This window comes from Enterovibrio gelatinilyticus (assembly GCF_028683095.1).
GTDB classification, from domain to species: Bacteria; Pseudomonadota; Gammaproteobacteria; order Enterobacterales; family Vibrionaceae; genus Enterovibrio; species Enterovibrio gelatinilyticus.
On record NZ_JAJUBC010000034.1, the window covers coordinates 53,608 to 64,393 of the forward strand.

General features: G+C 44.8%; 14 protein-coding genes and 1 pseudogene. 8 read left to right on the forward strand and 7 right to left on the reverse strand.

Annotation, left to right across the window (positions count from 1 at the left end):
• Nucleotide 1: 1 nt before the first annotated feature.
• Nucleotides 2–892, reverse strand: coding sequence for an Arm DNA-binding domain-containing protein (locus tag LRP50_RS21835; RefSeq protein WP_274166553.1), 891 nt, complete (start codon nucleotides 890–892; stop codon nucleotides 2–4).
• On the opposite strand from LRP50_RS21835, the gene LRP50_RS21840 reads away from it, so the two are divergent.
• The 6 genes from LRP50_RS21840 to LRP50_RS21865 all read left to right on the forward strand — a co-directional run bounded on the left by LRP50_RS21840 (nucleotide 879) and on the right by LRP50_RS21865 (nucleotide 5,666).
• Entirely contained in the window at nucleotides 879–1,139 is a 261-nt protein-coding gene (locus tag LRP50_RS21840) for a hypothetical protein (protein ID WP_274166554.1), read from the forward strand. The genes LRP50_RS21835 and LRP50_RS21840 overlap by 14 nt on opposite strands.
• A gap of 6 nt (nucleotides 1,140–1,145) precedes the next feature.
• Entirely contained in the window at nucleotides 1,146–2,918 is a 1,773-nt protein-coding gene (locus LRP50_RS21845; RefSeq protein ID WP_274166555.1) for a hypothetical protein, read from the forward strand.
• Nucleotides 2,919–2,928: 10 nt separating this feature from the next.
• Nucleotides 2,929–3,168 (forward strand): bacteriocin, encoded by a 240-nt coding sequence (locus tag LRP50_RS21850; RefSeq protein ID WP_274166556.1) that lies wholly within the window; start codon nucleotides 2,929–2,931, stop codon nucleotides 3,166–3,168.
• Between the two features lie 108 nt (nucleotides 3,169–3,276).
• Nucleotides 3,277–4,317 (forward strand): DUF6402 family protein, encoded by a 1,041-nt coding sequence (locus LRP50_RS21855; protein WP_274166557.1) that lies wholly within the window; start codon nucleotides 3,277–3,279, stop codon nucleotides 4,315–4,317.
• Complete coding sequence (locus LRP50_RS21860) at nucleotides 4,295–4,714, forward strand: hypothetical protein (RefSeq protein ID WP_274166558.1); 420 nt, start codon at nucleotides 4,295–4,297, stop codon at nucleotides 4,712–4,714. Before LRP50_RS21855 ends, LRP50_RS21860 begins: the two co-directional genes overlap by 23 nt.
• 76 nt (nucleotides 4,715–4,790) lie before the next feature.
• Complete coding sequence (locus LRP50_RS21865) at nucleotides 4,791–5,666, forward strand: hypothetical protein (protein ID WP_274166559.1); 876 nt, start codon at nucleotides 4,791–4,793, stop codon at nucleotides 5,664–5,666.
• Here the strand turns inward: LRP50_RS21865 and LRP50_RS21870 are convergent.
• A complete protein-coding gene (locus LRP50_RS21870; RefSeq protein WP_274166560.1) occupies nucleotides 5,635–6,591 on the reverse strand; it encodes an IS110 family RNA-guided transposase in 957 nt (318 codons plus the stop codon). The genes LRP50_RS21865 and LRP50_RS21870 overlap by 32 nt on opposite strands.
• A gap of 334 nt (nucleotides 6,592–6,925) precedes the next feature.
• On the opposite strand from LRP50_RS21870, the gene LRP50_RS21875 reads away from it, so the two are divergent.
• Nucleotides 6,926–7,231, forward strand: a complete 306-nt coding sequence (locus LRP50_RS21875) for a hypothetical protein (protein ID WP_274166561.1) — start codon at nucleotides 6,926–6,928, stop codon at nucleotides 7,229–7,231.
• A 157-nt stretch (nucleotides 7,232–7,388) separates the two neighbouring features.
• On the opposite strand, the gene LRP50_RS21880 is transcribed toward LRP50_RS21875, so the two are convergent.
• The 3 genes from LRP50_RS21880 to LRP50_RS21890 form a co-directional block, all read right to left on the reverse strand.
• Complete coding sequence (locus LRP50_RS21880) at nucleotides 7,389–7,667, reverse strand: type II toxin-antitoxin system RelE/ParE family toxin (protein WP_274166562.1); 279 nt, start codon at nucleotides 7,665–7,667, stop codon at nucleotides 7,389–7,391.
• Nucleotides 7,664–7,948: a type II toxin-antitoxin system RelB/DinJ family antitoxin gene (locus LRP50_RS21885; protein WP_274166563.1), complete on the reverse strand. Its 285-nt coding sequence runs from the start codon at nucleotides 7,946–7,948 to the stop codon at nucleotides 7,664–7,666. Before LRP50_RS21885 ends, LRP50_RS21880 begins: the two co-directional genes overlap by 4 nt.
• 613 nt (nucleotides 7,949–8,561) lie before the next feature.
• On the reverse strand, nucleotides 8,562–8,747 hold the full coding sequence (locus LRP50_RS21890; protein ID WP_274162507.1) for a hypothetical protein: 186 nt from the start codon (nucleotides 8,745–8,747) through the stop codon (nucleotides 8,562–8,564).
• A gap of 424 nt (nucleotides 8,748–9,171) precedes the next feature.
• Here LRP50_RS21890 and LRP50_RS21895 point away from each other — a divergent pair, with 424 nt between their 5' ends.
• Nucleotides 9,172–9,354 carry a hypothetical protein gene (locus tag LRP50_RS21895; protein WP_274166564.1) on the forward strand — a complete coding sequence of 61 codons (183 nt, stop codon included), beginning with the start codon at nucleotides 9,172–9,174 and terminating at the stop codon, nucleotides 9,352–9,354.
• Between the two features lie 237 nt (nucleotides 9,355–9,591).
• Here the strand turns inward: LRP50_RS21895 and LRP50_RS21900 are convergent.
• Nucleotides 9,592–9,984: pseudogene (locus LRP50_RS21900) on the reverse strand (CreA family protein); the annotation flags it as partial.
• Between the two features lie 335 nt (nucleotides 9,985–10,319).
• Nucleotides 10,320–10,786: DUF6035 family protein (locus LRP50_RS21905; RefSeq protein WP_476397368.1), on the reverse strand; the 467-nt coding region annotated here is incomplete at its 5' end.

A 10,786-nucleotide genomic window follows, 5' to 3' on the forward strand; every position in this document is an offset into this window, starting at 1 on the left:
GTCAGTGTTCACTTTGCAGTGAATACCCATCTAACCGATTCCTCGCGTTTTTTTCATCTCTCTCTCTGGTTTGCACGCTAACGGCGTTCGGCTGCATAAGGTAGGTGATTTCTCTTTGTCGCTTTAATGCGTCAATCGCTGGCTCAAGTAGATTGATTATGCGCTCACCAGATTTTGTTTTGGGAACTTTGAAAATATCATCGGCAAGGTTTCTGCATACTTTTAACTCTCCCTTTAAGAGATCGATATCTTCCCAAGCAAGGGCGCACAGTTCGCCATGTCTTAGTCCGGTAAAACATGCCAGTGTCCAAAGGTTTTTGTCTTGCTCATCCATTGATGGGTGATTGATCAGCCTTTCGAATTCATCCATTTCCAACGGATCAGGGCCTTCTTTGTCTTGGTTTAAGCGCGGGGCGGAAATGAAAGGGTTATCGGCAGCATATTTTGACTGGACACCGAAATCCCATATCTCAGAAAAAATGTCCAGATACCGATTGACGGTTGATGCCTTTCTGCTTTTTCCTCTTTGCTCGAAATAACCATCTTTGCCATCGACTAAGTTGTTGCGCAAGATAAGAACATCTTCTGCCGTTACCGAGGTGACCATTCTGTCTCCTGCCATTGCATTTTCCACGGTCCTGCATTGTGAAGACAGATTTCTGAGCGTCCTTTCACTTACCTCTGCTTCTTTGACAACTAGCCAGCGAGCAACGAGGTCTGAGATTGTCGTAAATTGCTTTCCGCCAGATTGCTTTGTGTTTAGCTTGGCCGCGGCTTTTGAGTTTGGGAAACGTTCAAGGTAGTCAAATTCGCCAACGGAAATCTCAGAGACGATGACCGCACGAAGGCGGCCTGCTTTTTTGATGTTGCTTGTTGAAATGTCTAAACTCACTCACTCACTCACTCACTCACTCACTCACTCACTCACTCACTCACTCACTCTCGCCTTGAACCAAGCGACTACCATCGAAGAAATCCAATCGGCCGCTTTGCCTTTTAGTGCCTGTGCCTCGCGTATCTTGTCAAAAATAGAATCGGGTGACGTGAAAATGCCTTACATGTCGAAAGACTTTGATGACGTACTCACTGACATTGAAACCCGCGCTACCGCCGTCACTGACGTACTCAACAACCAATAATGCCTTATGCTGATTGATATCACCATGATGCGCGGAGAAGTCCCTCGTATCAAAGACCACTTGTTGCCTGATGAAGCATCAACGCTTTCGATCGATTGCCGGTTTGAGCACGGTATTGTTGCGCCTCGTAAAGGAAATGAGGCGCTAGGAACATTACCATCAACGCCCCTTGCCCTGCATAAATACGGCGATAATTGGTTGCTATGGGAAAGCGACACTGTGTCAGTGACAGGGAGTCCCATGGCGCAAGACCCCTATCAAAGGGTGTATTTTACGGGTGATGGAAAGCCGAAACTGACGGCACAAGACACGGCGGTTTCGCCAAATGGATTTGGACCTGCAACGTCTTATGACCTCGGTGTATCAAGGCCCACGTCGGCACCCGTTGTGACCAACATCGATGCCAGCACGGGTGAAAATCCGCCTGATGGTGAATCTGCGTCTTTTGATGATGAAGATCGTTTGTATATCCAAACGTATGTCACGCGCTTTGGGGAAGAGGGCGCACCAGGTGAGGCATCATTGAGCGTGCTTATTGAAAAGCCAGGCTCAACCGTTACAGTGAAATTGACGCAGCCAGGCGTAAACACACATAACGTGGCGCACACGCGTCTCTATCGCTCGGTGACTTCCACATCTGACAGTGATTATCTATTGGTAGCAGAAATCCCCATTTCAAACTCGCATTACGTAGACAGTGCGCGTGATATCAATGGGCCAGTTATCGAGACCTGGGATTACGATGTACCGCCTGAAAACATGCAAGGGATCTGCGTGATGGCTAATGGCATCTGCGCCGGTTTTGCGGGAAACGAGGTGATGTTTTCAGAAGCTTACTTGCCGTATGCCTGGCCGAGAGCGTACCGCGATACTACAGAACACGAGATTGTTGGCATTGCTCCGATTGGTACGTCATTGGTGGTCGTGACAAAAGGGTACCCATATGTGTTTGGAGGGATCACCCCAGATGCGATCACAGGCCATAAATTGGACGTCGAGCAATCTTGCATCAGTGCGCGCTCATTGGTTGTGATCAGTGGTATGGCCATGTATGCATCGCCTGATGGATTGGTCGTGGTCAGTTCTGATGATGCGAACGTGGTGACTGAACCGATTATCGACAGAGACAGTTGGCAGGCATTCAACCCGCATTCGATTCATGCTGTTGCGGTGGAAGGTCAGTACGTGGCGCAAGGAGAGGGCGGTGGGTTTATTTACGATCCATTGTCACAGGCATTCACGCGACTCACGCAGACGTGGGATGCCGCGTTTACCGATCTCGAGCGCGATGTCCTTATCACCGTTCAAGGCAACGATTACTCAACGTGGCAACAAGGGCACGATGACATTCCTTATGTATGGCGATCTAAATCCTTTCTTATGCCCGTTGATTGCTTGATGAACAGCGCACGCATTCAATCGCCCACGCCAGAAAAGGCAGCAGCTAAGTTCATTGCTGATGGTCAGGTCGTATTTGAACTTGCTGAGGGCGAAATTGACGGGCGTGCATTTAGATTACCGGCAGTACGCGCAACAACGTGGCAAGTCGAAGTGAGTGGAACCGCTGAAATAGAGCGCATTAAGGTAGCAAGCTTAGGTGAGGCGAACAGCCTGGCGCGGTATGGCGTCACCGGTGAGAAAGATAACAACCGACAAGCGCAACTGTCTTTGGCCACCGTGTCTGCAAAGAATGGGCTGCGAGATCACGAGAGAGACCGTTCGATGAAGACATTATCTGGCGCAGGACTTGGCGTGAAAAACTACGCCAAACCACAATGAGGAGTGAGGCATGGGGTATAGCTTAACGGGTGCAGCCAGAAGCACGAAAGACATGGCGCTCAGTGGGCTTCGTGATGCTGCTGTACGCGAGAAAGATCGAGAAGCGGCCAATGAGAATCTGAAACAGGCAGAAAGGCAACAGACCATGAATAGCACTATGGCGGGTGCTTCTATGGGCTTTATGGTCGGCGGGCCTGTAGGCGGTGCCATCGGGGCTGTAGGTGGTTTGGTATTGGGCGAGTTGTTTTAACGTGATTCAATATTGATACTTAACCATTTTTTCCTAGTTTGTAGGTTGTTTGGGGGTAAATGGCTCACATACCATGTGTATGAAAATGCAAACTTTACGGGTGTGAAAATGGGCAAAACGTTTGTATCTAATATTGCCAATCTTGGTATGACCTCAAACATGAAAGGTGTGGGAGGTGGCGCAAAACTAAAAGAATACGATCCACAAACCAATGCCAAAGAAAGCTTTCTAGAGAAAATGGAAAACGATAAAGATCTGTATTTGAACCGCATGCGCGGTAATTATACAGACCCTGGAACGGCTGATTACTATATCAATCAGGGCGTTGCAGACTCACAAGCAGGTCAATGTGTTGCTCCTCCGGCACATACAACGGATAAAGAGTTTACCGTTCGCGATATTCCCGATGTGATGAGAGGAAAGCTAGGCTGGCCAAAGTCGGCTGAGCTAATGGAGCTATGGTTCAGTAAGCCTGCAAAAGAAATGACTTTGAGTGAAAAAGAAGGGGATTCTCCTTATGACAGTAACTACACGGATACTGGGCTATTTTCTCTCGCTTGGTTAGAGCGTTTCGAGCGAGCAAAAAAAGGTAAGTCTGCATTAGTATCGAGTGAAGTGTTATGGTCAGATAAGGCGAAGCTAGAGATAATTGATATTGTCATGAGAAGTGGCAAAAAGGTTATCGATAACAGCGCCTTGGATATTGTTTCTTTACATGATGACTGGCAATTTCAGTTAGCTCGAGTGGGCTATGATTTTGGCGTTGTGGATGATCTCTATGGTTCACTAGGAAAGTTTGCATTTTACGCTGCAATCCATAAGGCGTATGTAGAGGAAATCGAGGGTGAAAAGTATATATTCGTCACTGAGATTGCTATCTACATGAAAGATACGTTTGATTTTATCGGCAGTCAGTACCTCGGCCATTGGAATGAGCATGGAATGGGTATTAATGTGTTAGGTGGAGCGCTAAATAGTGCTCAGATGGAATGGGCAATGCCAGGGTGGAACTATACGCTTGGTATTGCTGAGGCGTTTGGAAACAGCGAGTTCAGAGACTATCGAGCAGGTTTTGCCAAGGGCGGGGACTTGTTACTATTTTCAGACAAAGAGACGACAAGGGTTTATGAAAAAATCAAAGTTTCTTAGCCTAGTCATGGTCGTGGGTTTCTTGGTTTTGGTTTTGCCAATCGTGTTTAAGGGAGACCTAAATCGTAGTGGTGAAGCCTATTTCGAAGCGTCCCCAGATTCCGAGTATGTCGTCATGCGTGTTTATTTGAATGATGTTTCTCGTAGCTATCAAATGCTAATGACACCAGAGAGAGAATTGTTGTTTGTAAAAATGAACGGCAGAGACACCTACACTACGAATGGTGCAATTTGGATGTATAAGGCCAGAGATAACGTTAGCCACGACTATGTAAGGATTGTTTATGACAGTGATATCGCATTGCCGCCGTCTCTCTTTCAGCGACTCTATGCTTGGCTGTTCATTCACATTACCGGCTTCGACATCAACAAGATGGAGATGAAGCCACTCAACTAACCACCATGGTTTGTGTATTTATTTAAGCCGTAGTCTGAAAGGACTGCGGCTTTTTCGTTTCTGCGAGGGGGCCAGTATGAGCCGACTAGATACCAGAGGCTTTATGGATGGGGCACTTAGGGCCTATGACATTGTTGATCGCAAACTTAGCCGCGATGAAGATCGAGAGATACGGAAACAACAACTGGAGAAGTCTAATCAACGTGCAGACCAGCAAATGGCATTGAGAATGGCCGATGAGGAGCGTCGAACCCAAGCCCACGAATACCAGTATGGGGTCGATGGTGAAGGGGGTGCGCTTCGACAAGCGCAAGCACAAAACGAAAAGCTATTTGACGCTAATCTGGCTGCCGCGCACTCTCGAAAAAACCTCAGTGATTACCAACTCTCTCAACAGCGAAAATCAGTCTTCATCAATGAAAATGCGCCACTACTCCAAACGGGGTGGCAGCGTTGGATGCAAGGCGGCGACATCGATGACATCTTTAACCACGAAACAATAAAAGGCGGTGCGTATGATCCGCGTCGCTACCTTGATCCTGATTTCGATAAAGCCGCTAACACGCTAGAAACAGCATTACCTAAGCTTGCGAAAGGTAAAGGTGACATCAATGCCCCTGAAGTGAAATCTGCTCTGAACACGTTTTATAAAAGTAACCTTCAGGCTTCTGTTGGGGCGACAGACCCAAAGACAGGGAAGACAATTCAAGATGCCCGTTGGGGAGAGGTAACGTTTGCCAAGGACATCAACCCTGAATTGGAAGGAGATCAACCAGGCTTGGTGTTAACAGCAGAGGTCAATTACGGCGGTGAAGAATGGGTACCTAAACCGATTACTGAGCGTCGAAGCACGGATGTGGGTGATCACGTAAAAGTCATTCCAATTGAACTGGCCATGCAAGAGACTATGGCGTCAATAGCTAAATACGGCTGTGTTTTTCATCCCACATAACACCATCTCGTACCATCGAATTTAATATCACTACCATTTTCCGAACACAGGCGATGATAGCGACTTTCTTTGGTTTTCCAGCGGCAACGAGGCGTTGATATTGGGCTTTGAAAACAGGATTAGATTGCATAGCCGACATCATAGCCATGTACAAAACGGTCCGGACCTGAGCCCGTCCTCCTAGAATAAATCTCTTGCCTTTATAACGCCCACTTTCTTTAGTAAAAGGGGCTACACCGACAAGTGAAGAGACCTGTTTGCTGGTAATGTACCCCAGTTCAGGCATGTTACAAATGAGAGCGGCTGCTGAGATTTTCCCGATCCCTGGCATACTTTGAACAATGTTACTTTTGCATTGATAGTCAGGACAGGACTCGATGAGTTTAGTAATTTTGATTTCGGTGTTTGTGATCTGGTTTTTCAACGTAGTGAGCACGGCCTTAATCGAAGAGGCCAGGTGTTTAGGAAGGTTTTGTAGACGATTTTTCTCCATAGTTTGCATCGTCATTAATTGGTTTCGTCTAGCGACTAAGTCGCTCATAAGGCGAATATTTTCTGCTTTTAATTGTGACAGTTTAGGCTTTATAGCTTCAGCAAAATGGGCAATAAGCGCCGCATCAAGTCTGTCATTTTTAGCCTTTTGTCCGATCGCGCCAGCAAACCTTTTAATGTGCAAAGGATTGGCAATAACGAAGGGTAATTTGGCGTTTGCGCAGGCCAAAATAAAGGGCATTTCTAGTCGTCCGGTCGCTTCAATGACGACGCGTTCAGGGTGATATGTTTTGATGCGTTTGATGGCATCTTTAATGCCTTTAGCATCGTTAGAGACTTGAAAGGCGATGTTGAGTGGACGGATGTGGATATCGAGTTGTGCTTTACCGGTATCGACACCGACGTTGATTTTTTGCGTACGGGAAGTATTCATAATAAGCTCACTCTTGCTTGCTAAATGCGGGCTCGAGACCCAGAAGACTATTCGAGTGGGGTGCTTGGAGTCCTATGTGGCGTTCATTCTTGTTATCGGTCTCTCGATAGAGGAGCCTGCCATGAAGGGAACTGCCACATAGAAAGCTTTAGTTGCTGCTAAAGCCTGGGTCTCACTTTACCCAAAAAGCGAGTTTATTATCCATACAAGGTCATGAACGGGACACCTTGCCAATCTCGAAGCGGTTAGAAAGTGTCGTGAATACATAGGTTTGGTCAGGTTCAGTGCGGGCAAGTTCCCGTTATCACAACGTTAAATGCTACGAGGTGGTACAGTGATAGCCAAGAAATATCTATCTGAAAACTACGATTGTAATGGCTACTTATCGAAGTACGAAGATGGCTATTACTCTCGTGAAAGTTATTTACAATTGGTGCTTCCTGTTTCCGAAGCTTCAATAAACTCTGTTCACCAACATCTAATAATTGGACATGCTGGAGCTGATGGGGTTGAGTTTTGTTTTCGTTTTCAAAAAACTGGCATTTGGGCTTTTTACCCAATTGAAAATAGGTTTGAAAAAATAGCTAATAATATTGAGCAACTAATTGAGGGGTGGTGTAATAACACTATCAAAGTATAAGCATTTAACAAGTTGCTTAAACGGACGTGATAACAGTTGGCTCACGCTCGTTCCTCGCAAATTTAGCCAACTGTTCCACGCTGTGATTTAGGCGTTTCAATCAGTTTGGGTTAGTAAACGCCCGTTATACTGACGTTAGTTTGCCCACCGACTACTATCAGTCGGTAGGGAATTTTTGTTTCTGATGTAGAACTCGCATTACGCGAATATTTGAACCATCAACCCAATAAGAAACGATCATTGAGATTTCGGGGATAATCAGCAATCGTCCTCGAATACCGTCACGTTGAACACCCATCAGTGGTTGCTCGAGTAAATTTTCTACTTTAGCTTCGATGATGTTGTCAGTTTTATCAGCGGCGTCAGGATTGAAGTCATAGAGAAACTCAAAGATCTTTTCACGATCATTCAGCGATTCTTCTTCCCATAAAATCATTGTTGTCCTCGGCTGCGAATCTTAGCTTTTCGTTCAGCCATTCGTGCTTTTGCCGAGTTATGGTCAACAAATGAAGCTTTTCCTGAGTCAAACTTCTCAAATGCTAGGTTTACTTGTTCAGTTAACCAAGTGTCGTGAGATAATGCTTTGCGTTGCTGCTCAGCCATTTGCTCAGTAAGTTCGCGGCAAGCATCGCTAAGTGTGCGTCCTTGGCTCTCTGCCATTTGCTGAGCTAAGCGTTTAATTTCGTCATCAACACGAAATTGAATTCTAGTGTCCATGAATTGCTCCTAATTAACGTGTGTACAAATGTTAGCACTAGCGTCAAGCAAGGGCAAATAACGAACAAGAATATGTGTCGCTCAGCCGACACTTTATTTGGGTGTTGGACAAGCCCGTCGCTGCTATATTAAGTAAATTGCTCGGATGAGCATAGTCCGCCAAAAAGCGTAGCCAAACAGCCCATTGATAAGTAACCATAAGTGATGATTTCGAGAAGCAGTAAACCTTCGGGTAGTTCGGGTAGGATTGCATTTTCATAGGTGCTGATGACACCTGTTACCTTAAGGTAGACAAAGACTAAAAAGAATATCGGCCGGTTCCTTGTCCCACATAGGACGTTCCTATCTGAGTGGTATCTATGCCTTCATCATGAACGAGTTCTCAATAGAAGGGGTGAATTGTTAACAAGAAAGGAAAGGCAAACAAGAGCATCCATCCGTTCTGTTGTTCCCAATCCTGTCGAATCACAAAGCCATCAATTACAGCGTACGTCCTTATCACACGTAAACAGGGGCAAGCTAACTCGTGTTTGTTTGCGAAACTTGCTTGAATAGCCTCTGAGAGCTCTTCACTCTTTTCTTCCTGTCAACGCGCTGTGCTTGGGCTCTCAAATTATCGCGTTGAGCCTTCAATCTCATCAAGGCGCGCTTCATGCCCGAGGATGGCATCAGCTTGTTCACTGGGCTTAGTCAGTTTATTGAGTGCTGCATCCAGCATGATGTCGAGGGTGTCTACGGTTTTTGCTCGGCGGAAGAAAATTAGCCAGTCAGTTCGGCTATGTTTTTGATTCGTTGTCATGGATTGTCCATATAGTGATGATGGTGAGCATTATAGCCAATCCCTGTCCTGTTCATAGAAGATAGAGAGGTGAAGGGCATTGATAGCAGTCTGATTTATTGTTTTCCCGTCCGTTGTCCCTCCATCAATACACTGTGAGAAACCACCAATGACAAAGCCATGTTTTGCCTAATAACTTGGTTTGGTGATTTATTGTGATAACACATCTTCAACTCCTGTAGACCATAGCTTGACCATATACTCATACAGAGCGGGTATCATTGCCCTGTTTATGAGGTGTATGAGTAGGTTTGTTTACAGTTGATGCGTGCAGTTGAAATGTACTAAAGCGCATAACAATAAGGTTTTTTCGACTTGCATGTTTACAACGACATATCAAGAATTGTTGATGAGTTGGCTGTGAAGTAAGGACATTAGAAGTAGTATGGACAAGTCAGTTGGCAATAATGAATATATAAAATTGGAAGAGCGTGAAGAGATCTGTGACGAGATTGATGCATTGATGGATTTGATGCTTGTTGAAGGGGAGCTTTCAGATGGGACAAAGGTCTGGATACGTCGAACTCTTATCAGGTTAGTCAAAACTCTGGATCTGGAGCGAAGCTAATCTAAAAGGCATCTCGAAAGCGGGCTTTTGGGTCCTGGAAAAAGCAGTAAAAATGGGACAGAATTTGGGACACTTTTGCTGAATGGGGCATGAACTGGGGCAGTTTACGAGGGGTAGACGTGGCTTGGCGTAGAGCGGAACCTTTAGTAAGTCACTGATCAAAAAGGAAATCAATGATACATAAAGGATTTCACAATACGCCATCTATTTACACTGCAAATCACCCTTGGTTGTTGATTAATTGGTCGTGACAGGGGCCTTCCATGCCTTGGTACCCCATAAAGGTACGGTTGAGAGGCTGTGCTTGTGGCTACCTTGGGTCTCTTTGGTCGAGTAAGACAGATACATCAAGGTTTGGTTTTCACTATCGAAAATTCGGCGTATCTTCATTGATTTGAACAGAATACTTTTCGATGCGGTAAAGACCACTTCACCTGACTTTGACTTGTCGACATTTTCAATCATTTCTTCAGTGATCTCACCAGTTTGACGACAAGAGATCCCCATATCTGAAGGGTCTGAAAAATCCAAATCTGCTTTGACATGACTGATATGACAAGTGACACCGGATACCTCAGGGTCATTGAAAATTTGTATTTTGATATCTTTCTTAGTAAGATGCCCATACGATTTCTTTAATATTAAAGAAAAAGTTTCACATCTATCAAGGCTTTAAAATCCTGAATTAAAATGATTTTTTGTATCATTTTAATGACAATAACTCCGAGAACATTACCTTTATACTTGAGAAACTATGACTGAACATTGTGAAGCCAACAAAATTAGGTGCATTCAAACTATATGTATGAATAATAATGATTTTATCTCAGTCAATATGTTGGTAAAGGAGGACACATCTCCCCAAAAGGAGTAGGGTAGTAAGCATTTGACCATTAACTGTATTTACATACAGGCATCTTGCGCTAGAAACAAGCCATAGAAATCGTAACATACAACGAATTTTACTATTTTATAGACAAGCATACTCCGCACCTTTTCTTTCCGTCTAACACTAGTGTTTGCGTTGACGCTTTACAACTATTGCAAAAGTTAGGGTTATCTTTTCGCTTAGAGATTGTTAACTGAGATTTCAGTTCTCCCTCCATTATTTCAACATCTTTGTAGTAGGCTTTAAGGTAGTAGTCGTGGAATGTGAGTTTAGAAAATGGGAGAAGTTCGTTTTTCCATTCGTAGTTAAGCTCCTGACCCTCGATGAATGGCTCTCTCCAATGAACATCAAACCATAGCTCACCAGTTTCTTGAGTCTTTTCTTTTGCTTCACGGCTTAGTACAAAAACGTTGGCTCGATTTCGGTAGGCAATATCCAAGTCGGTGAAGCGTTTTCCGTCAAAATCTAATAGTACCCATATAACAAAAGTGTTGTTTCGTTGATAGAAGTGCTCACGAGTGGCAATGACACTGATAAACGTTG